Annotated in this window: 23 protein-coding genes; 16 read left to right on the top strand and 7 right to left on the bottom strand. The window is 39.5% G+C overall.

The features are described 5' to 3' along the window. The first annotated feature begins 273 nt into the window (after nucleotides 1–273). Both C502_RS0116615 and C502_RS0116610 read left to right on the top strand, forming a co-directional pair. Nucleotides 274–819 (top strand): 1-acyl-sn-glycerol-3-phosphate acyltransferase, encoded by a 546-nt coding sequence (locus tag C502_RS0116615; RefSeq protein ID WP_018679916.1) that lies wholly within the window; start codon nucleotides 274–276, stop codon nucleotides 817–819. Nucleotides 820–958: 139 nt separating this feature from the next. Next, nucleotides 959–1708, top strand: coding sequence for a YebC/PmpR family DNA-binding transcriptional regulator (locus C502_RS0116610; RefSeq protein WP_018679915.1), 750 nt, complete (start codon nucleotides 959–961; stop codon nucleotides 1706–1708). A 43-nt stretch (nucleotides 1709–1751) separates the two neighbouring features. On the opposite strand, the gene C502_RS0116605 is transcribed toward C502_RS0116610, so the two are convergent. After that, nucleotides 1752–2222: an Lrp/AsnC family transcriptional regulator gene (locus C502_RS0116605; RefSeq protein ID WP_018679914.1), complete on the bottom strand. Its 471-nt coding sequence runs from the start codon at nucleotides 2220–2222 to the stop codon at nucleotides 1752–1754. Between the two features lie 473 nt (nucleotides 2223–2695). Next, nucleotides 2696–3466, bottom strand: a complete 771-nt coding sequence (locus C502_RS0116600) for a glutathione S-transferase family protein (protein WP_018679913.1) — start codon at nucleotides 3464–3466, stop codon at nucleotides 2696–2698. A 368-nt stretch (nucleotides 3467–3834) separates the two neighbouring features. Between C502_RS0116600 and C502_RS0116595 the strand changes: the two genes are divergently transcribed. The 8 genes from C502_RS0116595 (at nucleotide 3835) to C502_RS0116560 (ending at nucleotide 12333) form a co-directional block, all read left to right on the top strand. Further along, nucleotides 3835–5046 (top strand): SfnB family sulfur acquisition oxidoreductase, encoded by a 1212-nt coding sequence (locus C502_RS0116595; protein ID WP_018679912.1) that lies wholly within the window; start codon nucleotides 3835–3837, stop codon nucleotides 5044–5046. 13 nt (nucleotides 5047–5059) lie between these two features. Beyond that, complete coding sequence (locus tag C502_RS0116590; RefSeq protein WP_018679911.1) at nucleotides 5060–6283, top strand: SfnB family sulfur acquisition oxidoreductase; 1224 nt, start codon at nucleotides 5060–5062, stop codon at nucleotides 6281–6283. Further along, complete coding sequence (locus tag C502_RS0116585) at nucleotides 6283–7695, top strand: LLM class flavin-dependent oxidoreductase (protein ID WP_018679910.1); 1413 nt, start codon at nucleotides 6283–6285, stop codon at nucleotides 7693–7695. The genes C502_RS0116590 and C502_RS0116585 overlap by 1 nt, the downstream gene beginning before the upstream one ends. A 27-nt stretch (nucleotides 7696–7722) precedes the next feature. Then, a complete protein-coding gene (locus C502_RS0116580; protein WP_018679909.1) occupies nucleotides 7723–8553 on the top strand; it encodes a MetQ/NlpA family ABC transporter substrate-binding protein in 831 nt (276 codons plus the stop codon). An 11-nt stretch (nucleotides 8554–8564) separates the two neighbouring features. Beyond that, complete coding sequence (locus tag C502_RS0116575; protein ID WP_018679908.1) at nucleotides 8565–9635, top strand: methionine ABC transporter ATP-binding protein; 1071 nt, start codon at nucleotides 8565–8567, stop codon at nucleotides 9633–9635. Continuing rightward, complete coding sequence (locus C502_RS0116570; RefSeq protein WP_018679907.1) at nucleotides 9616–10275, top strand: methionine ABC transporter permease; 660 nt, start codon at nucleotides 9616–9618, stop codon at nucleotides 10273–10275. Before C502_RS0116575 ends, C502_RS0116570 begins: the two co-directional genes overlap by 20 nt. Before the next feature lie 99 nt (nucleotides 10276–10374). Further along, nucleotides 10375–11466: a redox-regulated ATPase YchF gene (ychF, locus tag C502_RS0116565; RefSeq protein ID WP_018679906.1), complete on the top strand. Its 1092-nt coding sequence runs from the start codon at nucleotides 10375–10377 to the stop codon at nucleotides 11464–11466. Between the two features lie 21 nt (nucleotides 11467–11487). Then, complete coding sequence (locus C502_RS0116560; protein ID WP_018679905.1) at nucleotides 11488–12333, top strand: GGDEF domain-containing protein; 846 nt, start codon at nucleotides 11488–11490, stop codon at nucleotides 12331–12333. On the opposite strand, the gene C502_RS0116555 is transcribed toward C502_RS0116560, so the two are convergent. Then, nucleotides 12326–13273 (bottom strand): GlxA family transcriptional regulator, encoded by a 948-nt coding sequence (locus C502_RS0116555; protein ID WP_081401109.1) that lies wholly within the window; start codon nucleotides 13271–13273, stop codon nucleotides 12326–12328. The two genes, C502_RS0116560 and C502_RS0116555, sit on opposite strands and share 8 nt — an antisense overlap. A gap of 103 nt (nucleotides 13274–13376) precedes the next feature. Between C502_RS0116555 and C502_RS0116550 the strand changes: the two genes are divergently transcribed. Then, nucleotides 13377–14165 (top strand): alpha/beta fold hydrolase, encoded by a 789-nt coding sequence (locus tag C502_RS0116550; RefSeq protein ID WP_018679903.1) that lies wholly within the window; start codon nucleotides 13377–13379, stop codon nucleotides 14163–14165. A gap of 28 nt (nucleotides 14166–14193) precedes the next feature. On the opposite strand, the gene C502_RS0116545 is transcribed toward C502_RS0116550, so the two are convergent. Both C502_RS0116545 and C502_RS0116540 read right to left on the bottom strand, forming a co-directional pair. Then, complete coding sequence (locus tag C502_RS0116545) at nucleotides 14194–14769, bottom strand: hypothetical protein (protein ID WP_018679902.1); 576 nt, start codon at nucleotides 14767–14769, stop codon at nucleotides 14194–14196. Nucleotides 14770–14903: 134 nt separating this feature from the next. After that, on the bottom strand, nucleotides 14904–15437 hold the full coding sequence (locus C502_RS0116540) for an Mpo1 family 2-hydroxy fatty acid dioxygenase (RefSeq protein ID WP_018679901.1): 534 nt from the start codon (nucleotides 15435–15437) through the stop codon (nucleotides 14904–14906). Nucleotides 15438–15541: 104 nt separating this feature from the next. On the opposite strand from C502_RS0116540, the gene C502_RS0116535 reads away from it, so the two are divergent. Both C502_RS0116535 and C502_RS0116530 read left to right on the top strand, forming a co-directional pair. Beyond that, nucleotides 15542–16246 carry a Crp/Fnr family transcriptional regulator gene (locus C502_RS0116535; protein WP_018679900.1) on the top strand — a complete coding sequence of 235 codons (705 nt, stop codon included), beginning with the start codon at nucleotides 15542–15544 and terminating at the stop codon, nucleotides 16244–16246. A gap of 215 nt (nucleotides 16247–16461) precedes the next feature. Continuing rightward, nucleotides 16462–16746 carry a hypothetical protein gene (locus C502_RS0116530; RefSeq protein WP_018679899.1) on the top strand — a complete coding sequence of 95 codons (285 nt, stop codon included), beginning with the start codon at nucleotides 16462–16464 and terminating at the stop codon, nucleotides 16744–16746. Nucleotides 16747–16860: 114 nt separating this feature from the next. Here C502_RS0116530 and C502_RS0116525 read toward each other — a convergent pair whose 3' ends face one another. Beyond that, the gene (locus C502_RS0116525) at nucleotides 16861–17364 is read right to left on the bottom strand and encodes a hypothetical protein (protein WP_018679898.1); all 504 of its coding nucleotides are present in this window, start codon (nucleotides 17362–17364) and stop codon (nucleotides 16861–16863) included. 9 nt (nucleotides 17365–17373) lie between these two features. Then, a complete protein-coding gene (locus C502_RS0116520; protein WP_018679897.1) occupies nucleotides 17374–17838 on the bottom strand; it encodes a hypothetical protein in 465 nt (154 codons plus the stop codon). Nucleotides 17839–18032: 194 nt separating this feature from the next. Here C502_RS0116520 and C502_RS0116515 point away from each other — a divergent pair, with 194 nt between their 5' ends. The 3 genes from C502_RS0116515 (at nucleotide 18033) to glnD (ending at nucleotide 22449) form a co-directional block, all read left to right on the top strand. Then, nucleotides 18033–18422, top strand: a complete 390-nt coding sequence (locus tag C502_RS0116515) for a tautomerase family protein (protein WP_018679896.1) — start codon at nucleotides 18033–18035, stop codon at nucleotides 18420–18422. 121 nt (nucleotides 18423–18543) lie between these two features. Beyond that, on the top strand, nucleotides 18544–19761 hold the full coding sequence (purT, locus tag C502_RS0116510; protein WP_171067649.1) for a formate-dependent phosphoribosylglycinamide formyltransferase: 1218 nt from the start codon (nucleotides 18544–18546) through the stop codon (nucleotides 19759–19761). Between the two features lie 24 nt (nucleotides 19762–19785). Next, on the top strand, nucleotides 19786–22449 hold the full coding sequence (glnD, locus tag C502_RS0116505) for a [protein-PII] uridylyltransferase (protein WP_018679894.1): 2664 nt from the start codon (nucleotides 19786–19788) through the stop codon (nucleotides 22447–22449). Nucleotides 22450–22470: the final 21 nt, after the last annotated feature.

Raw genomic sequence — 22470 nt, 5'->3', positions numbered from 1 at the left:
TTTTAACCATACTTTATATGATTAATATTGCTCGATTTTAGTTAAATTTAACTTTAATTACAAGCAGATGATTTTATCAAATTATTAAAATAATGTTTAAAATCATAAACTGCGCTGACTCTATCTGATCTTTACATAACGAGTAAAGAAAATCTTGCAATCTTTTGATCATTTAAAAGACATCTAAATTTCTTTTCATCTAGTGTTTTAGGATATGTATTTTCCTAAAAACTCGTATTAAACTGCTGTCATTCATTTGTAATGATTATTGCCATGAGAAAAATTTTAGGAAAATCTATTTTTAAAGCAACAGGTTGGGAATACAAAGTTGATCCCCAAATTTTAGAAAATAAACAAGTGATTATTGGATTCGAGCATACCTCTAATTTAGACACAATCCTGTCTCTCGCTTTATTCGAAATTTTAGAACTCAAAATTCACACCCTTATCAAAAAAGAGCTATTCAAAGGCCCTCTAAAACCCCTTTTAGAACGTTTAGGTGGTATTCCTGTCGATCGTAAAGCAAATAAAGATATCGTCACTCAAATGGTTGAGCTTTTTAATCAAAATGACCATTTTAATCTGGTGATTGCACCCGAAGCCACACGCGCTAAAGATGGTGAAGCACGCAAACCGATTCGTACAGGCTTCTGGCATATAGCAAAAGCAGCGAATGTTCCCATCATTTTGATGTATGCCAATGCCCGTACGAAGAAAGGTGGTATTTTAGGAAAAATTTACCCAACGGATTTGCAACAAGACTTAGAAAAAATCAAAACGCTTTATGCTGAATATGGGATTGATGTAAAAATTCAGTAATCCCCCTTCTAATTGATCAATATTTGATAATTGATCAAGATTTTAAATTTTGAATATAGGCTATGAGAGTTTTCAAGAAAACCATCGCTATGCTAATATTCATGCACTTTTTGAGTTTAATTTTTTTTGGAGTTATTCCGTGGCAGGTCATTCTAAATGGGCGAACACAAAGCATCGTAAAGCAAAACAAGATGCCAGCCGTGCCAAAGTCTTTACTAAATATATCCGTGAAATTGTTACTGCTGCTAAGTTAGGTGGTGGCGATGCAGCCAGTAACCCTCGTTTGCGTGCAGTTGTTGAAAAAGCACTGTCTGTAAATATGACCCGTGACGCAATTAACCGTGCGGTGCAACGTGGTGCTGGTGGTGAAGACAATGAAGATTTGAACGAAGTAACCTACGAAGGTTATGGTGTGGGTGGTGTTGCTGTTCTCATTGAAACCATGACCGATAACTTAAACCGTACTGTACCAGACGTTCGCCATTGTTTCTCAAAAACCAATGGTAATTTGGGGACTTCTGGCTCTGTAGCGTATTTATTTACGAAACGCGGTGAGATTACTTTTGAAGATGTTTCTTTAGAAGACAAGATCATGGACATTGCTTTAGAAGCAGGCGCAGAAGATATTGAGGTTTCTGAAGATGAAATCTTAGTCATCACCACCCCTGAAAGCTTTGGTGATGTACAAGATGCTTTGAATGCCGCAGGTTTAAAATCTGACAATGCTGAAGTTGTGATGAGCCCATCGACTAAAGCAGAGATTAATGACATCGATCAAGCCAAACAAATCATGAAAATGATTGAAATGTTTGAAGATCTAGATGATGTTCAAAACGTTTATACCAACGTTGAATTTTCTGAAGAAGTTTTAGCTCAACTTGATGCTTAACTGATTTAACTCAGTAAAAAATGCATCTTTTAAGATGCATTTTTTATAGCTTATTTAAAAGTTTATAGCAGTTAAAGACATTGTATTCTTTAATGACGAAGCTGGAATGTAGTGCAACGACGCTATCAATTTTACCGATACGTCGTAATAGAATTTCACTATAGTCATCCATATTGCGTGCCACGAGTTCCAAAATAAAATCAGCACTCTGCCCCGTCACTAAAAAGGCATTGGTCACCTCTGGAATGTCTTCAATTTCTTCTAAAAACTTATCAAAGGTTTCACTGTCGTGTTTGCTCAAAGAAACCTGCAAAAGAATATGTAGACTAAACCCGAGTTTACTAAAATTAATTTCTCGTTTCAGTTGCCCCATCACTTGGGATTCAATCAAGTTTTTGATACGACGATGCACCGAACTCACCGAAAGATTAATACGCTCAGATAATTCATTCAAGTTCACATCTTCATCGGTCAAAATCTCGAGAATTTGTTTATCGAAACGATCTAATTCCATTTTACAGTCCTCACTTTCAATCTATGTTTTTATCGGAACTGCTCACTCAGTAATTTTTAAGGGTCAAGGGAAAACATTCGTTTAACTTTTGACGATGTTGCGTGGATAACACAAACATGATTCCGATAAACTTGTGATTTATCTTAGTCCCAAAGCAGAAACAAGACCTTTTGAGCAACTGTTCAACTGATCTCCCAATAGTTGAACAACTGGTTTCGATCCCTTGCGGAACTTTAATCGTTCCTCACCTGAAACATAAGATAACAAAGCCTTTTTACAATTATTTCCCTATTTTCAGTTTTTTTAAAGTAAATTTGGCAATAATTTCTAATATTTTCTACTTAAAACGAATTTTCTTTTAAAAATTAATTTTAATTCCCCATATTTTTTTACTTTATTGACTATTCTTCTCTTTTCTTTCCCATAAAAAAACCCCTGATTATGAATCAGGGGTTTTTAATTCAGAAACTAATTTATAAACCACGCCAATCAATACGTGCATTTCGTTCAGTCGCATAAATACGCTGTACATATTGTCCAAGCGGTAAATCTAATAGATAGTCATGATATTCCTTCAATTCACCCGTGAATTGTTCAATATCATCATTTTCCAATTCCCACGGCGTACCTTTAATCACGAGTAAAGGCGCAAGAATTGAACAAACTGCTATATCAGCTAAACCTAAACGATCGCCAACCAAATAACGCCCTTGATTATCAATTAAACGTTGATTCAAATCCGTAATCAATTCAGTCATTCGTAATTTGGATTTAGCGACTTTCTCTGGGTTGAGCTTATAATTTGTAGAGACTAGGCTCTTTAAAATAGGCTTAGAAATTTTTTCAAACTGGCGTAAATAGCCTTGTTCACCCATCATAATTTCAAGTGGATGATCGCCAACAGATAACGCTTGCGCCAATGACCAACGGCGGACATGAACCCCAAGCTCACCTGATAACTTATCAATTTCCAAAGCTTGTTCACGTAATTGCTCATCACGTCTCAACAATGCATGTTCGGGATATGTGGCATCTAGATATAAAGCGATTTGTGTTGAATCAGCAATCCATCGTTTATCATCTTTCAGCATTGGCAATAAATACTGCCCTGATTTTAAATAAGTAAACGCACGATGAAAGCCAGGAATCAAATTATGTGCAACATAGTCCAATTCCTTATGATCTAACAACCAGCGAGCTTTTTCACAATAGTGAGACAAAGGAAATTGGTATAAAACCCGCATAAATTCTCCAGTTTTATTTTTCTATTGGTTCAAACATAAGATTTTCTTACTTTAGAAGTAAAACTTAATCAATACAATGTCATTTTTTCTCTATCTTTCCTTATTTGTGCAAGATGTCTTTATCTAGCTATATAAATATTCTTGGTGAGATTATTCATTTCTTTCATACCAAATTGATTCTTTATAGCACTGATCACATAATCAATATATCCAAGCTCCTGTTTTAGTTATAAATTTTATAGCTATTTTTTTGTTATTTTTCTTATAAAAAATGCTTAGTAATTATTGTGATATACAAGCCATAACTGATGGTTTAGTTGAAAAGTAAAACTTTTGTAAAGTGTCCCTTAGCTATTAGAGGTGCTCACATGTCCAGTAATCAATCAGTGATTCAAGTTAAAACACAACTGATTTCAAATGATCAGCAGGCCATCAACGCTGCCTATCAAGTTGCTGACTTTGCATTAGAAGATCGAAATAATCGAGATCAAAATCGTATTTTACCCACCGAACAAATCATTCAGTTTAGCCAAAAAGACCTTGGTGGCATCCGTGTACCGCAACAATATGGGGGTGCTTTTGTCTCCAATAAAACCTTAGCCCATGTGTTTCGTATTTTAAGTAAAGCCGATGCCAATGTTGGACAAATTCCACAAAACCAATTCGGCCTTTTAAATTTTATGAATATCACTGGTTCAGATGCACAAAAGCAGTTTATCTACACTGAAATTCTTGCAGGTAAACGCATTGCCAATGGTGGACCTGAAAAAAACTCCAAAGATACCAAAGCCATTCAAACCACTTTGAGTTTGGAAAATGGTCAATACTTTTTAAATGGAGAAAAGTTTTACTCGACTGGAACCAGCTTTGCAGACTGGTTAGCGATTCGTGCCTTGCATCCAGATGGCTATACCGTATTGGCAATTGTTGATCGACATACTGTTGGTGTTGAAGTGATTAATGACTGGAACGGCTTCGGTCAACGTACTACAGCCAGTGGAACGGTAAAACTACACAACGTTGTCATTGATCCTGCACTATTTTTCGATGAGCGCATTATTGCCGACATCCCTAATGTTCGCGGTGCCTATTCTCAGCTTTTACAGGTTGCCATTGATGTTGGCATTGCCGAAGCAGCTTTCGATGACACCTTATCCAGCGTGCGTAAAGCGCGTCCGGTTATTGATGCAGGCGTAGAAAAAGCCAGTGAGGAACATTACACCCTGCAAGAGGTCGGCAAGCTCAATATCCTGCTCGATGCAGCCATTTTATTACTGGATGATGCTGCCGAATATCTAGATGAACTTGATCAACTCATTGAGATTTCTGCTGAGCAAGCCGCACGCGCCTCTATTTTAGTGGCAGAAGCAAAGATCTATGCCAATGATGCAGCCCTGCATATCTCTGAGAAACTGCTCGAACTTGGTGGAAGCCGTGCCAGCCTAAGCCAACATAATCTTGATCAACACTGGCGCAATGCCCGTGTACATACCTTACATGATCCTGTGCGTTGGAAATTCCATGCCATCGGTGACTATTACCTCAATGGTACACCCCCTGCTCGCCATGCTTGGATTTAAGGAGCAAATCATCATGACTTCATATCAAGAATTACAAGGTTTTGCCAAAACCAATTTTAAAGCAGCACATATTATCCAAAATGATGCTGAAGCATTGGAAATTGCCACACAACTCAGTCAGCAATTTAAACAAGCGGCAGTTGAACGTGATGCCAATCGAAACTTGCCATTTACCGAAATCGAAGCCTATAGCCAGTCAGGTTTATGGGCAATTACGGTACCTAAGCAGTATGGCGGTGCAGAGGTTTCCAGCCTAACAGTAGCCAAAGTCATTGCGCTGTTTAGCGGTGCGGATGGTTCAATCGGTCAGATTCCACAAAACCATTTTTATGCATTAGAAGTGTTGCGCAATACGGGTACAGACGCGCAAAAGAAATGCCTCTATCAAGAAGTATTACAAGGTGCGCGTTTTGGTAATGCACTGGCTGAATTTAAAACACGTACCTCTGCACATAAGCAAACCACCTTAATTCCAAGCGAAAACGGTTATCTGATTCAAGGGGAAAAATTCTATTGCACCGGTAGCCTGTTTGCACATCGTATTCCAACTTTAGTGCTTGATGAAACAGGTAATGAGTTTTTAGCCTTTGTACAAAGAGATAGCCAAGGTTTAGAACTAATTGATGACTGGTCTGGTTTTGGGCAACGGACTACGGGCAGCGGTACAGTCAAATTTAATCAGGTCTTTGTTACCAAAGAGGATGTGATTCCGTTTGATACCGCCTTTAAGCAGCTCTCTTTGGTTGGCCCATTTGCCCAAATTATGCATGCTGCGATTGAAGTCGGGATTGCTCGTGCTGCTTTTGAAGAAACACTAGAACGTGTACGTGTGGCCCGCCCTTGGATTGATGCCAATATTGAATCCGCCACCCAAGACCCTTTAACCTTGTCTGAGCTGGGTCGTGTGGCAACCGATGTCAAAGCCAGCGAATTACTCCTCAAACAGGCCGCCAAGTCTGTAGATGCCGCTAAACAGGATCTCAATGCTGAAAGCTTAGCCAAGGCTTCAATCGATGTCGCCAAAGTTCGTGCGCATAGTACTGAAACAGCATTAAAGGCATCATCGAAATTGATTGAATTGGCAGGTAGTCGTGGCAGTCAACGTACTGATGGTCTTGATCGTCACTGGCGCAATGCGCGTGTACACACCTTGCATGATGCTGCACGCTGGAAATATTACTTCATCGGTAATTATGTGTTGAATGGTGTCCTGCCGCCACGTCGGGGGACTTTGTAATGAGTCAAACAACTGCTAAAAAAATCTTGTTAAATGCCTTTGATATGAACTGTGTTGGTCATATCAATCATGGTTTATGGACGCATCCCCGTGATCAATCACATCGCTTTAATGAGCTGAGTTATTGGACCGAATTGGCACAAACTTTAGAACAAGGTTTGTTTGATGGCTTATTCCTCGCGGATATTACGGGGGTCTATGATGTCTATCAAAATGGCATCGATCTCACCCTGAAAGAATCGATTCAGTTACCTAGCCATGATCCTTCCACCCTGATTTCTGCAATGGCTTTGGTCACGCAGAATTTGAGTTTTGGCGTGACCGTCAATCTAAGCTATGAGCAGCCCTATCAATTTGCACGGCGATTTGCCAGTCTTGATCATTTAACTCAAGGGCGTTTGGGCTGGAATATCGTCACAGGCTATTTGGATAGTGCCGAACGTTTGATTGGGCAAAAAGGCTTAAAAGATCACGATGCCCGTTATGATCAAGCCGAGGAGTTTCTACAGCTTTGCTATAAATATTGGGAAGGCTCTTGGGAAAATGATGCCTTAAAGAAAGATAAACAACAGCGCGTTTTTACTGACCCGAACAAAGTCCACTCAATCAATCATCAAGGACAATATTACCAGAGCCAAGGCGTATTTCAGGTTGCACCTTCGGTGCAGCGTACGCCAACACTCTTCCAAGCAGGTGCATCACCGAAAGGTTTGCAATTTGCAACACGTCATGCGGAATGTATTTTTATTGGCGGTGATCAGCCTGAAAAAATTCGTCAGCAAGTTAATAAGATACGACTACAAGCACAGCAGCAAGGTCGAGATGAAGATGCGATTAAAATCTTTGTCGGCATTACCGTGATTGTGGCTGAAACACATGAACTTGCTCAACAGAAACTGGCTGAATATCGCCAATATGCCAGCCCAGAAGCAGGTTTAGCACATTATGCCAGTTCCGTCGGCATTGATCTTGCCAAGTTTGCAGATGATGAAGCGATTCCTTATCAAAAGAGCAACAGCATTGCTTCCGTCAATGAGAAATTTAAAGAACAGCGCATCAGCAAAAATGACCTGAAAGCACAGCATGTTTTAGGCGGACGTTATCCCCTGATTGTAGGGAGTGGTGTTGAAGTTGCGGAATATCTCATTGAGCTGCTCGATCAAACGGGCATTGATGGTTTTAACCTGACTCGTACGGTTGCACCTGAATCACATCATGATTTTATTCGACTGGTGATCCCTGAGTTACAGCAACATGGACGTTATAAAACTGAATATGCCACAGGTTCACTGCGAAACAAATTGTTTGCCCAAGGCAATCATTTAGCTGCAAGCCATCCTGCTGATCAGTTCCGATGTAGACCGCATAACAACGCAGATGACCTAAAAATAATTGAAGAAATTAGTGCTTAACATTTAAGAAAAGAATTGGAGAAATATATGGCTCAAACAGCCTCTAAAAAATGGCTTGGTATTGGCCTTGTCGTTGTTGTCGCAATTATTGCCTTATTGATTTGGAATAAACAAAGACAGAACCATAGCAGTGAACTGGTGATTGGGATTAGCCCATCTTTTGCCCATCCACTGCAAGTTGCAGCGGATGAAGCCAAACTGCAAGGTTTGAATGTCAAATTGGTCGAGTTTTCCGACTGGAATACCCCAAACATCAGTTTGAATCATGGCGATATTGATGCGAACTTTTTCCAGCATCAACCTTTTTTGGATAATGCCATTAAAGAAACTGGCTTTAAATTAAAGTCATTTGCTGCGGGTGCGGCCTCACATGTTGGACTGTATTCAAAAAAATATAAAAGTTTTGATGAACTCCCGAATGGTGCAACAGTTGCCATTCCGAATGATCCTGTGAATCAAGGACGTGCTTTATTGCTATTGCAAGAAGCCAAACTGATTGAACTGAAAGACAGCAATAATCACCTTTCTGCACTGAAAGACATCACCGCGAATCCGAAGAACCTGAAATTTACCGAAGTTGAAGGCCCTCAAACTGCACGCGCCATTGATGATGTTGATCTCGCTTTTGGCTATCCACATTACTTACGTTTAGCCAAAACGGCGGATCCTGAGAGCGCCTTATTGTTTGATGACAACACCAATAAACGTTATGCGATTTTATTTGTGGTGCGTGATGACTATCAGGACAAAGACAACAAACTACAGAAGTTTGTTGAGATTTATCAAAATTCACCGAAAGTCAAAGCAGCCTTGGATAGTGATTTTGGTCCAACGTTATGGTTCCCAGGCTGGAAATAAGGAGAACAATCATGGTGAGTTTTGGTTCACAGGTCGATTTTTCAGTCCCGCATCTGAAAATACGCGGTTTAAATAAGTTTTATGATGTACAGGGCCAACGCTTACATGCCTTAAAAGAGATTAATATCGATATTCCCAAAGCACAGATTGTTGGGATCATCGGAAAAAGCGGTGCAGGTAAATCCTCCCTACTACGTACCTTAAATGGCTTAGAGTCGATTGATACAGGCAGTATTCTAATTCATCAGCAAAATATTGCTGAACTCAGCCATGCCGAGTTGATCAAAACTCGGCAAAAAATCGGCATGATTTTTCAGCATTTTAATTTAATGTCTGCGAAAACAGTGTGGGAAAACGTGGCTTTGCCACTCCGTATTGCGGGTTATGACAAAGCTGAGATCGAACAACGGGTCAGTGAGGTACTGACGCTGGTTGGCTTAGAGGCAAAGCGACATGATTACCCTGCTCAACTGTCTGGGGGACAAAAACAACGTGTCGGTATCGCGCGGGCCTTGGTTTCTCAGCCTGAAATCCTGCTTTGTGATGAAGCCACCTCAGCTCTCGACCCAGAAAGCACGGCCAATATTTTGGCCTTATTAAAACAGATCAACCGAGACCTCGGTTTAACCATTGTCTTGATCACCCATGAAATGCAAGTCATTCAAGAGATTTGTGATCAGGTGATCGTGATTGATCAGGGTGAGATTATCGAGTCTGGGCAAGTCTGGTCAGTATTTTCCAATCCGCAACAACAGATCACGCAGGAATTACTCAACTTTGAACAGGTGAATTTACCCTTTGAGTTGTGCCAAACCATTCTGCCTGAGAGTACGCATCAGATTTTAAAATTGAAATATGTCAGTGAATCGAAATCGGTGCCTGATTTATATGAACTATTGGATGGTTTTAATAGCCCCGTTCAGGTCTATCATAGTCAAATTGATAGCATCCAACGACGAACCATCGGCTCACTGATCATCGGGATTCGCAATCTCGAATTTAATCTAAACCACTCACAATCTGAAAAACATCCTGCAATAACACAACTTGAGGTGATCGGTTATGTACAATCAACTCATTGATCTGTTACTGACAGGCACGACCGATACTTTAATCATGGTCGGTGTTTCTGCCATCATTGCTTTTTTGATTGGTCTACCGATTGCCCTGATTCTGGTCAGTACCGCAGATTTTGGTATTTATCCATCCAAGAAAATTAATCAATCCTTAGGCTGGGTCATCAACATTACCCGTTCTGTGCCCTTTTTGATTTTAATGGTGGCATTGATTCCGTTTACTCGATGGATTGTCGGCACCAGTTATGGCGTCTTGGCGGCAATTGTGCCCTTAACCATTGCTGCAATTCCGTTCTTTGCCCGTATTGCCGAAGTCAGCCTACGTGAAGTTGATCAAGGTTTGATTGAAGCTGCACAAGCGATGGGCTGTAACTGCAAGCAGATTCTTTGGCATGTATTGCTTCCTGAAGCTTTGCCGGGGATTGTTGCAGGTTTTACCGTGACTATTGTCACCATGATCAGTTCTTCTGCCATTGCAGGTGCGATCGGTGCTGGTGGTTTGGGCGATATTGCCTATCGTTACGGCTATCAACGTTTTGATATGCAAGTGATGCTGGCGGTGATTTTAGTCCTGATCGTTTTGGTCATGTTGGTACAAACGACAGGCGATAATATTGCCAAACAGCTCGATAAACGCAAAGTTTAAGCTCGAAATAAAAATCCGCACTCGCCATGACCTGACTTTGTCATGGCTTTCATGTAAAATCAGCAGCAATTTTTAAATAACACATTTGTGAGTGGTTTCATGGGTTTTAATTGCGGTATTGTTGGTCTGCCAAACGTAGGTAAATCTACATTGTTTAATGCATTAACAAAGGCAGCGATTGCAGCTGAAAACTTTCCGTTCTGTACCATTGAACCGAATACAGGTATTGTCCCTGTTCCAGACCCACGCCTAGACAAACTTACAGCAATTGTTAAACCGCAACGTGTTATCCCAACCACGATGGAATTCGTTGATATCGCAGGTTTGGTTGCTGGTGCATCAAAAGGTGAAGGTTTGGGTAACCAATTCCTTGCCAACATCCGTGAAACAGATGCCATTGCCCACGTAGTTCGTTGCTTCGAAGATGAAAACGTCATTCACGTAAATGGTAAAATTGATCCATTAGATGACATCGCAACCATTAACACTGAACTTGCACTTGCTGACCTTGATACCGTTGCAAAAGCATTATTACGCTTAACTAAAGCAGCAAAAGGTGGCGACAAAGACGCGATTGCAACCAAAGCAGCTTTAGAAAAAATTCAACCATTATTAGATGAAGGTAAACCAGCTCGCGCCGCTGACCTTTCTGACGACGAACGCAAAGCTGTTCGTGGTTTTGGTTTAATGACACTTAAACCAACCATGTATATCGCCAACGTGGCAGAAGATGGTTTTGAAAACAACCCACATCTTGATGCAGTAAAAAAACTTGCTGCTGAAGAAAATGCCATTGTTGTTCCCCTTTGCAACCAGATCGAAGCTGAGATTTCATTATTAGAAGATGAAGATCGCGCTGAATTCTTGGAAGCGATGGGCATGGAAGAACCAGGCTTAAACGTCGTAATTCGTGCAGGTTATAGCTTACTTGGCTTACAAACGTACTTCACTGCGGGCGTACAAGAAGTTCGCGCTTGGACAGTTAAAGTCGGTGCAACTGCACCTCAAGCGGCGGGTGTGATTCACACTGACTTCGAGAAAGGCTTTATCCGTGCAGAATGTATTGCTTATGATGACTTCATTCAATACAACGGTGAAAATGGCGCGAAAGAAGCAGGTAAATGGCGTTTAGAAGGTAAAACCTATGTCGTTCAAGACGGCGATGTATTACACTTCCGTTTTAACGTGTAATTATTTCAATATAAAGGCACTATGGAAAAAACACTAGGACGATTATTCGCGCATAATCCAATGATACGGTGGTTGTTGATTCTGCTCATCACTGCTGTACTTGGTATGATTGACTTGGCGACAGGTTATGAATATTCGTTCTCGGTGTTCTATTTACTGCCTGTTTCAATTGCAGCATGGTACGACCAATATAAGATCACTGTGTTGACCATTCTGCTTTCAGGTATGACTTGGTTGGTTGCAGACATTCATGCAGGTCATCCTTATTCCAATACATTTATCCCTTTTTGGAATGCTTTCGTTCGTTTAGGCTTCTTTTCAATTGTTGCATTTTTGCTGATCCATGTTCGAAAAAACTGGCAGGAAATGAAAAATTTAGCGATGAAAGACCAGCTTACATCACTCGATAATAGCCGTGCCTTCGATATTGAATATCGTATTTTACGTAAATTGAATTTTCGCAAACAGTCACTTTTCGCTGTTGGCATTATTGATCTTGATGGTTTTAAAGCCGTCAATGACAGACATGGACATCATCGTGGAAATGAAGTTCTGTTACAATTTTCGCAAGTTCTAAAAAAAGCCTGCCGTTCATCAGACATTATTGCACGTTTAGGCGGTGATGAATTTGCAATTATTTTATTGGATGCTGATGAAACTCAAGCACATTTGTGTGACCAACGCCTCAGAACCTTATTTGCAGAAAGTGGCTTAAATCAAAAATATGGCGTTGATTTTAGTATGGGTTTAGCCATTTTATCCGAATTGCCAGAAAACCTAGAAGATGCAACCAAGACCGCAGATCAGCTCATGTATCAATCAAAATCTTTAGGTAAATCACAAACAACGATTCAATCATTTATTTGACCCATTGCGTCGGTGTACAAGCTGTGACCTTTTTAAATATTCGAATAAAAAAACTCACATTTTCATAACCCACTTCATAAGCAATTTGCTGAATAGTCATATCTGTGGTTAATAATAACTTTTTGGCTTTATCAACTCTCACCTGTTGCAAATATTGATTGGGTGAAATCTGCGTCGCCAATTGAAAACGCCGTTTTAAATTTCGCTCACTAAAGTTAAATTGCTGAGCCAAATCGGCAATGCGGTTTTCCGCAGCACAATGTTCATCTAGCCAATCTTGTACTTGTAATACGGCTTCATCACAATGGTTACGATACATCGGTAATACGGGATTCAGTGATTGCGGCGAGGTCATTAATAAATGGCTTGCACACAATTGCGCAAAATAGTCCCCTTTGTGCTGTGCAACAATGCCCAATAAAGCGTCAAACGTGCCCAATAATGTCCCTGTACTATAGATCGATCCTGCGTGTAGATAATTTCGATTTTTAGTAAATGAACAACTAGGAAATAAACCATTTAGCTCACGAATAAAAGCCCAATGGGTTGCTAACAGTATGTGATCAGCAAGTTTAGTTGCTGCAATAAAATAAACACCCGTTGTAACAGCTAAAATAGCAATCTGCTGTTGTATTAAACGTCTAATCCACAGCACTAAATCATGGCTTTGTAATGTTAATGTTGCTAACTGCTTCCCCTCAAAACCAGGAATAATCACCAAATCATAAATGCGATCTAGCATGATATGCCCATCGACATCGATCTGTGTTCCACTTGCACTCTGCTTCGCTAATCCATCAATACTCAGAATTTCAACTTGGTATGTTGCAACCTGACCCTGTCGCGCTTCCAATAAAGCCACGACATGAAAAAAATCCTTAGCCATCATCAGGCTCATTGCCCAACATCCGTCATAAGCAAGAATTGCAACTCTTTTCATTTCGATATGGCACGATCAGACTATTGATCGTCATGATTATATCTATATCACACAATGGTTTTCACTATTCTGATATTAATTTATACATTTGGATCATCTTGCCATGCAACACTGTGAAATAGTTGAAAAAATCATATCTACCCGACAAGGCAATCTCTTTGTAAAGAGATGGCAGCCACAACAGACTGAGCCAAGTAAACAAATTCCGATTCTATTATTCCATGACTCTTTAGGCTGTGTGCAACTATGGCGCGATTTTCCTGAACAACTTTGCATCGAAACTAATCGTATGATTATTGCCTATGACCGTCACGGCTTTGGACAATCTGATGCAAGCGACACACAACTCTCTACCAATTTTATCCAACAAGAAGCTCTTGTTGCTGCTGAACTTTTAGATCAGCTTGAAATCTCACAAGTGATTGCGCTGGGTCATAGTGTTGGTGGTGGTATGGCGGTCAGCTTTGCAGCTCAATATCCATTCAAATGCGTTGCAGTGATTACGGAAGCAGCTCAGGGATATATTGAACAAAAGACCTTAGATGCCGTTTCTGATGCAAAACAGATGTTCCAACAGCCTGAACAATTGCAGAGACTCAAAAAATATCATGCAGAAAAAGCACAATGGGTTTTAGATGCTTGGACTGAAACATGGCTTTCACCTGCATTTCGCAATTGGACTCTAGACAATGACCTCAAAGCATTACAAAAAAAATTGCTCGCCATTCATGGCCACAATGATGAATACGGCAGCTTAGCGCAACCTGAACGATTAGCCCACTATGCGGATGCTGAATTACATTTGATTGAAGCGTGTGGGCATGTTCCCCATCGAGAAAAACCGCAACTGATTGTTCAAATCATCAAAGAATTTGTTGCAGTTTACGCCTAAAATGACACTAAAAATCAGTCATCTCGTCTTACTGATTTTTTAATAATTTCTGTAATTGTTTGGTCACCTGCACCCTTGCCTTCTTCTGTTTAAAAATCGTCGGGATATGCAATAAAAAGAAGGAGTGGCGATATTTTTTATGATCGCGTAAATCTTCTTTTAAATAGTCATAGAGATCAATCGCCGCTTCACGATGAAATGCCCATAGCACTTGTTGTCTATACATCACCACATAATAAGCATCATTCGGCCAATTCAGTTCATGTTTTTGACGACAACCACAAGATTCACACACCACTCCTCCTCTATTCATTGAAGAATAAGGCACAGACCATTTTTGTACATCATAAGTCTCAGGTAAATCGTGAATCTGCTGAAGATCAACCGATAAATTAGGATAGTAAAAAGCAGCATTCCAATAACCACCACAGCTATCCTGAAAACGCTGATATTCAAAATCTGAATGTTGCTGAAAATACTCGATATCTTTTTTGAGTTGAATCTTGGCTAATCGAGCAAATTCAAAACTCGCTTTGCGCTGACATGATGGACATTTAATACTTAACTTGTGCGGTAATGACCAATATTCGTAAAGTCCTGTCATTTGCTTTTAAATATAAATCTTGGGTTAAAGACCATTCAGCATAACAAGCTGATCGCATATTTTAAATGATCTATTTATTGCAATAAAAAAACCGAAATCTAAATGATCTCGGCTCTTTTAAAATCATCTAGGGCTTAAGATGCTGTTTGGACTTTCATATCCATCGCTGCACGTTTGCTTTCAGCTTCTTTCAAAATACGCTGATGTAATGGTTTACGGAAACCTAGTAAGAATACAAACTCAGCTAAAACGAACAATGGGCCAATTGCCAAACCAATCAGATCATCAACGAATGCTGGTTTTTTCTTTTCAAAATAATGTCCCACAAACTGAAAGACCCAGCCTACAACAAAAATACCAATGCTAGCACCTAACCAACTCCACATGGATAAAGCCGCAATTTTTACCGCAAAAGGATAAGCCAATACCAACAAAAGCAGCATTAAAGCGCCAAATAGCTTATCGAGTGTAAGATAATAAATACTACTTAAAACCATGAGCAGCATTGCCAATGTCATAGGAAAACCTGATATTTCGACGCCTGCTCGTGCAGTTAAACATAAGATTGAGAAAACAATTAAAGGAATCCCCACAAAATGGGTCATAATATTATTTCGATCTAAATGATAAGCAGCATATTGGCTGAGTTGACGTTCCAAATTTGTCATTGCTCATTCCTCATATAATTAGTTTATGCTGTTAATCTATAAGAAATGATTGGATGAAGTTGTCATATAGCTGACAAATAGATTTTTTTTACAAAGGAAATGTTGTGTTAGATGCAATTTATATTAAAAATTTGCAGCAAAATTCTTGGTTTAGCCACCTCGCTGAACCATTCCAAAACTTTATTATTGAACATGGTAAAAAACATAGCATAGAAAAAAACACTGCCGTGTTTCATGCCCAAGACATTTTTGATGGTGTTTATGGTGTGCTTGAAGGATCGATTAGTTTGGGCTATATCGACGTCAATGGGAATGAAGCAATTGCTGCAATTGCCGAACCTATCATGTGGTTTGGTGAGATTTCTCTAATCGACCAAAAACCGCGCTCTCATGATGCAATTGCACTTAAAAAAAGTATCGTTTTACAGATTCCAGCACAACCACTTAATGCATTTCTACTCCAAAATCCTTATTACTGGTACTACTTTGCATTGCTCACCAGTCAAAAACTTCGTTATGTCTTTTTAGAACAAATTGCAATTCAGACTCAAAGTATCAGCCAGCGTCTTGCACAACGCTTGTTATTTATACTTGAAGGCTATGGCAACCGTTCTTCTATTCAAGATTTCAATATTCAAATTTCACAAGATCAACTTGCCAATATGCTGACGATTTCCAGACAAACAGTGAATCAAGAATTGAACGTGTTTGAAAAACAAGGGATCATTCAACTTGGCTTTAAAAAAATAGAGGTGCTTGATCTTGAAAAGTTAAAAAAATTAGCCATCGTTGGTTATTTAAAAGAATAAAAAATATCGCTATGATTTTATCTTATTTTAAAGTTTAGCTATCGCCTTCTTCATTGCAATATCTTGTTAATCTTAAACATAAATTAAAAGATAAACTCTCACGATAAAACACTACACATCAATTAAAATTATTCACAAAATAATTCTGCTTTGTTGTTATAAACTCGTCTAGATTAATACTAAGCACTATCGCTTAGCTCATTCAGATGACAATCATGAAAAAAGTCGCAACAATTCTAACAGCAGGCTTATTCACCATATTAAGTGCAAGTGCATTTGCTTGCCCGAAAGGAACTCAATTACAAGGTGGTACAGGGCCAAACCATAAAGGTGGCAAGTGTGTAGCAGCAAATGTCGTAAAAACCCAAAAAGAAACAACGAAAGCAAAAGACACGATGAAACATGACAGCATGAAAATGTCATCGGATACTAAAAAAGTAGCAAGCACACCAACGACACAAACTAAACAGGAAGCAGCAAAAACAGGTAAAACCTCATAGACTATCCCCTATGATAGCTTTAACCAGCAAAAGCGAGATTCATCATCTCGCTTTCTTATCGAAATGACATCATGTTTAAGCTTAAAGCTAGAATAAATTCCAAATTAGATGATTTCAATGTGAAGCTTTGACCAATTTTATTTTTTTCACAATTTTATTAGCCTGACGAAATTGTTCGTTAGGGGGTAAACGATCATCAACCAAAAAACACCATAATTTTTGATCTGAAATAGGTCTATAAATCCCTTGTATAACCTTCGCTGGCTGTCCATCAATCATGATGCCTAAACCAATTAATTGATTAAATAGACCTTGATCTTGGCTTTCTATATTCCTGTTGACCAATTGATTATACTTTTTCTGAGCAGAAGCTGAAATTTCGATTTCAACAACAGCCCTGCCTTCAACAAGAATAGCTTTTGCATTCACTAACTCATGAGCAGTAAAAAATGGTGACGGGCTAACAAATCTAAATGAACTATCATTAGAAAAATGTACAAGCTTCGTATTCGGCATTTTCACCTGATATGCAAGATGAAAATCTACTTGGGCATAACCAGTGTTTATTCCCAATAAGCCAAATAAAATCAAGAAAACCGATAAGATACGAAGATACATTTTTCACTCCTATTTAGGCGATGTATTTCCTAAAGCTGGATTATCAATTGCATCTTTACACTGTAGCTTGTCTCGTTCGTAGTCAGCTTGCTTTTGAGCCGATGAACTCGAATTATCTTTTACATCCCTTGCCCAAGTATCAAGACTAGTCAAAACTTTACGACACAGCGCATATTTCCCTTCAGTCACAGAATCAGTCATCTTCACATTAATTCGCCAATCAGTACTGAGCTGACGCAAAGGTTTTCTAACTTTTTCTTCAATCTCAGCAGTTTGTCTATTATAAACAATTGAATCAATTTGATTAATTAACTTCCAAGCAGCGCGTGCATACGTCGTTGCATCATTATTAAGTTTTGGCGCTGGTTTAATCTCCACTTTTTTCTCTGGCTCATTGCTTGAATGATCACATGCAGTCAATAAAAGGCTGCTGAACAACATGATTGTTGCTACATGAGTTTTTGTATTAAACATATCAAATCGCCAATGAAACATTTGGGCATTATGCTAGTCAATTCAGCGACAATACTCAATCATTGTTACTTATTTATCGCATAGAACAATCTACGTTCTAAAGAATTGATTTAATGCCAATATCATTTAAAGTGGTGAAATAAAAATATAATGTGAATCAAAATTTCTAATCTTAATTTTGGAATAACTTATTTATGTCTCAAATCAAAATTTATGCACTACATCAAACGATTCAACAATTTAGAAGTCAATTGTCAGATGCTATTCATCAAGCACTGGTCACAAGCTTGAACTATCCTAAAGAGAAGAAGTTTCAGCGCTTTATTGCGTTGGCAACAGAAGATTTTATTTATCCAAATGACCGAAGTGAACATTATTTGATTATTGAAATTTCAATGTTCGAGGGCAGAACTATCGCTGCGAAAAAACATTTCATTCAAACCATCTTTTCTAATATCCAACAACAATGCGGTATTTCCCCTCAAGATATTGAAATTACAATTTTTGAAACACCAAAATCAAATTGGGGAATCCGTGGTCAAAATGCAGATGAATTGCAACTTAACTATCAAGTCAATGTTTAAACAGAGCAGCATTGTTGTTATTCAATTTTTTTGTCTAACAAAACCATGTTTTTTTTGTATCAGACAAGCTTAATTCAGTAAAAAGTTCTGCTATGCTTAACTACAAATTACTTAGGATAGGATTACACGCATGAGCGTCACTCTTGGAACTCCACTTCAATCTTCTGCATTTAAGGTTTTACTGTTAGGTTCTGGGGAGCTTGGTAAAGAAGTTGTGATTTCTTTACAACGCTTAGGTGTCGAAGTTCATGCTGCGGATCGTTACGATCATGCGCCAGCGATGCAAGTTGCGCATTTCTCTTATACCTTGAATATGGCTGATCCAACTGAGTTGAAACAACTCATAGAAACAATTAAACCCAATTTAATCGTTCCTGAAATTGAAGCAATTGCAACTGAAGTGCTCGTGGAAATTGAGCAAAGTCAAACGGCGACGGTCATTCCATCAGCTAAGGCAGTGAATCTGACAATGAACCGCGAAGGGATTCGTCGTTTAGCTGCTGAGGAACTCGGTTTACCCACCTCTGCTTATCGCTTTGCCAATACTTTAGAAAGCTTCCGTGCTGCATGTGATGACATTGGTTATCCAAACTTTGTAAAACCTGTGATGTCTTCATCAGGTAAAGGTCAATCACGTGTCAAAAGCTTTGATGAAGTTGATGCCGCTTGGGAATATGCAATGCAAGGCGGTCGTGTCAATCAAGGCACGGTGATTATTGAATCACAAATTGATTTTGATTTTGAGATCACCCTACTAACAGTCCGTGCAAAAAACCCACAGACAGGCGAAATCGAAACTCATTTCTGTGATCCAATTGGACACCGTCAAGATGCGGGCGACTATGTTGAAAGCTGGCAGCCTCAACCAATGACAGCGGCAGCATTGCAAGAATCAAAACGTATTGCACACAAAGCAACAACAGCATTAGGTGGCTGTGGTATCTTTGGGGTAGAACTATTTATCAAAGGTGATAAAGTTTGGTTTAGCGAAGTCTCTCCTCGCCCACATGATACAGGTCTCGTGACTTTAGCTTCACAATTCCAAAGTGAATTTGAATTGCATGCACGTGCTATTTTAGGTTTGCCTGTCAATACAGCTCGCCATAGTACTGCGGCAAGTGCCGTGATTTATGCAGGTGTAGATGCAAATAACCTCAGCTTTACTGGCGTGAATCTTGCTTTAACCAATCCAAATACTGACTTACGTTTATTTGGTAAGCCTGAAGGCTTTAAACGCCGTCGTATGGGGGTTGCAACTGCCCGTGCTGAAACGACAGACCTCGCCCGTGAGCTAGCAAAACAAGCTGCTGACCAAGTGATTGTACAAACGAACTCTTAACCTAAATTGAGTAGACCCATTTTCATGATCAATACATCTCCTTTGTTGAACTATGTCACGAGTCATCATGATATTAAAGCCATTAACCAATGGCGAACAGATGTAGAAAAGCAATTACAAGAGAGCTATGAAAATGGGCAAACCATTCGTGAAGTGATTAAGGCCCGATCTAATTCGATTGATGAAGCTTTAGTTTTTCTATGGAATCATGCTGAATTAAATCAGACCGAATTAGGTTTATTTGCAGTTGGAGGATATGGTCGCCGTGAAATGCTGCCCTATTCCGATACCGACATTATGATTTTATCTGAAGATGAAATTAGTGAAGAACAAGAAAAACTGATCTCTACTTTTATCTCTTCTTTATGGGATGTCGGTAATTTCAAACCAGGAATTAGTGTTCGTACGATTCAAAACTGTGTTGAACAAGCAAGCAATGATTTAACCGTTGCATCAACCCTGATTGAAGCACGTTTAATCACAGGCAATGAACAACTGGCGAAATGGCCACGCCGTATCGTTGCGCAAACATGGACGGATAAAACCTTCTATGATGCCAAAATGGCAGAACAAACCAAGCGTTATGCTCAGCACAACAATACCGAAAGTAATTTAGAACCTGATATTAAAAATGCACCTGGTGGTATCCGTGATATTAATCAAATTGGTTGGATTGCCAAACGTCATTTCCGTGTCAATCGCATTTATGATTTGGTACATCTAGGTTTTATTACCGAATTCGAATTGGGTGTGCTTGAGGAAGCGGAAAGTTTCTTATGGGAAATCAGAACCCATTTACACCGTATTGCTAAACGAGATGAAAACCGTTTATTGTTTGAATATCAACGTGATATTGCAGCTAAATTTGGTTATGTTCGTGAAGAAGGTCAACATGCTAACTTTGCAGTTGAACAGTTCATGAAACGTTATTATCGAACAGCCCAACAAGTTTCAACCCTCAATGAAATGCTACTTGCCTATTTCAATGAGTCGGTCATTACGCCTCGCCTACCCGATTATGAACGTCAAATTATCGACATCAATGATCATTTTAAAATTGTAGATGGCAAACTTGCGGTACAGCATCATAAAGTATTTTCAGAAGAACCAATTGCCATTTTAGAATTATTCTATCTTTTGGCAAATCGACCTGAAATTGCAGGCATCCGTGCCCGTACTTTACGTCTACTTGTTCTTGCTGCAAAACGGATTGACCAAAGATTCCGAGACAATCCAGAACATCAAGCCCTATTTATGTCAATTATCCGCTCACCCCATCTATACGACACGATGGTGGCGATGAAGCGTTACGGCGTTCTAGGCAATTACATTCCTGCTTTCGGACAAATTACGGGACTGATGCAATATGATCTGTTCCATATCTACACCGTTGACGCACACACCTTATTATTACTACGCAATTTGAGTCGTTTTAAAGAACCTGAATTTGCCAAAGAATTCCCTGTGGTCAGTTCAGTATTCCAACGTATTGCTCGCCATGACATTGTCTATATGGCAGCGATTTTCCATGACATTGCCAAAGGTCGTGGCGGTGATCACAGTGAGTTAGGCGCACTGGATGCAATCGAGTTCTGTCGCACGCATGGTTTTACAGAACGTGAGTGCAAACTGGTGGCATGGCTGATTAACAATCATTTGCTCATGTCGCTCACTGCACAGAAAAAAGATATTTCTGATCCAGATGAAGTCAAAGAATTTGCCGAAAAAGTCGGTGATATGGAGCATCTGGACTACCTATACACTTTGACGGTCGCTGATATTAATGCCACCAATCCAAAACTGTGGAATACATGGCGTGCTTCTTTAATGCGCCAATTGTATACCTATGCACGTGATGTGATTCGTTCAGGCTTGGGTCGTCCTGTTGACTATCAAATGTTGATTGAAGACACCAAGTTTGCTGCAAGTGAATTATTGGTTAATAACTTCTCTCTCGCTGAAGTCGAAAAAGTTTGGCAAGAGCTTGGTGATGAATACTTTGTTAAAGAATCAGCCAATGAAATTGCATGGCATACCCAAGCAATTTTGCAACACGGCGACAACCCTGAGCCTTTGGTTTTATTACGTGCACACCGTAATGCGGCTGAGGACGCGGTTCAGATCTTTATTTATACCCGTGACCAACCAAACTTATTTGCAACCACGGTTGCCGTATTAGACCGCATGAATCTTGATGTTCAAGATGCAAGAATTATTACTGCAACCACCTCATTTAGTTTAGATACCTACTTAGTCCTTGATCGTTTTGGCACATTACTCACTGACCCTGATCGTGAACGTAAAGTGAAAGCTGCTCTTGTAGATGCACTCAGCCATTCAGATCAATATCCGGGTATTATGCAACGCCGCATTCCACGTCATTTACGTCATTTCGATGTACAAAATACCGTGGATATCGTACTGAATCCGACGTTACAACAACATATGGTTGAGATCTCAACACTTGACCAACCGGGTTTGTTAGCTCGGATTGGGGCTTTGTTTATGTTGCAGGGTCTAGATATTCACTCAGCAAGAATTGCGACACTAGGTGAAAGAGCTGAAGATATTTTCTTTGTCACCAAGAAAAACGGTATATTACTTAGCCGTGAAGAAGTGAAAGCTTTTGCGGAAACGTTGAAAGCAGCTTTAGATGAGGCATCGAATCAAATTTGTAATCCATCTTAAAACATCCCTGAATCCCCCCTG

Origin of the sequence: Acinetobacter tjernbergiae DSM 14971 = CIP 107465 (assembly GCF_000374425.1) — a bacterium.
Taxonomy (GTDB): domain Bacteria; phylum Pseudomonadota; class Gammaproteobacteria; order Pseudomonadales; family Moraxellaceae; genus Acinetobacter; species Acinetobacter tjernbergiae.
The sequence above is the reverse complement of the archived record's forward strand: the minus strand, read 5'-3'. Positions and strand labels throughout refer to the sequence as shown.

Coding starts and splice junctions, on each gene's coding strand:
- C502_RS0116515 (WP_018679896.1), top strand. CDS start 18,033: ATGTCTCAAATCAAAATTTATGCACTACATCAAACGATTCAACAATTT.
- C502_RS0116560 (WP_018679905.1), top strand. CDS start 11,488: ATGGAAAAAACACTAGGACGATTATTCGCGCATAATCCAATGATACGG.
- C502_RS0116600 (WP_018679913.1), bottom strand. CDS start 3,466: ATGCGGGTTTTATACCAATTTCCTTTGTCTCACTATTGTGAAAAAGCT.
- C502_RS0116520 (WP_018679897.1), bottom strand. CDS start 17,838: ATGTTTAATACAAAAACTCATGTAGCAACAATCATGTTGTTCAGCAGC.
- C502_RS0116595 (WP_018679912.1), top strand. CDS start 3,835: ATGTCCAGTAATCAATCAGTGATTCAAGTTAAAACACAACTGATTTCA.
- C502_RS0116525 (WP_018679898.1), bottom strand. CDS start 17,364: ATGTATCTTCGTATCTTATCGGTTTTCTTGATTTTATTTGGCTTATTG.
- glnD (WP_018679894.1), top strand. CDS start 19,786: ATGATCAATACATCTCCTTTGTTGAACTATGTCACGAGTCATCATGAT.
- C502_RS0116615 (WP_018679916.1), top strand. CDS start 274: ATGAGAAAAATTTTAGGAAAATCTATTTTTAAAGCAACAGGTTGGGAA.
- C502_RS0116550 (WP_018679903.1), top strand. CDS start 13,377: ATGCAACACTGTGAAATAGTTGAAAAAATCATATCTACCCGACAAGGC.
- C502_RS0116530 (WP_018679899.1), top strand. CDS start 16,462: ATGAAAAAAGTCGCAACAATTCTAACAGCAGGCTTATTCACCATATTA.
- C502_RS0116575 (WP_018679908.1), top strand. CDS start 8,565: ATGGTGAGTTTTGGTTCACAGGTCGATTTTTCAGTCCCGCATCTGAAA.
- C502_RS0116585 (WP_018679910.1), top strand. CDS start 6,283: ATGAGTCAAACAACTGCTAAAAAAATCTTGTTAAATGCCTTTGATATG.
- C502_RS0116605 (WP_018679914.1), bottom strand. CDS start 2,222: ATGGAATTAGATCGTTTCGATAAACAAATTCTCGAGATTTTGACCGAT.
- C502_RS0116555 (WP_081401109.1), bottom strand. CDS start 13,273: ATGAAAAGAGTTGCAATTCTTGCTTATGACGGATGTTGGGCAATGAGC.
- C502_RS0116590 (WP_018679911.1), top strand. CDS start 5,060: ATGACTTCATATCAAGAATTACAAGGTTTTGCCAAAACCAATTTTAAA.
- C502_RS0116545 (WP_018679902.1), bottom strand. CDS start 14,769: ATGACAGGACTTTACGAATATTGGTCATTACCGCACAAGTTAAGTATT.
- C502_RS0116540 (WP_018679901.1), bottom strand. CDS start 15,437: ATGACAAATTTGGAACGTCAACTCAGCCAATATGCTGCTTATCATTTA.
- C502_RS0116580 (WP_018679909.1), top strand. CDS start 7,723: ATGGCTCAAACAGCCTCTAAAAAATGGCTTGGTATTGGCCTTGTCGTT.
- C502_RS0116570 (WP_018679907.1), top strand. CDS start 9,616: ATGTACAATCAACTCATTGATCTGTTACTGACAGGCACGACCGATACT.
- ychF (WP_018679906.1), top strand. CDS start 10,375: ATGGGTTTTAATTGCGGTATTGTTGGTCTGCCAAACGTAGGTAAATCT.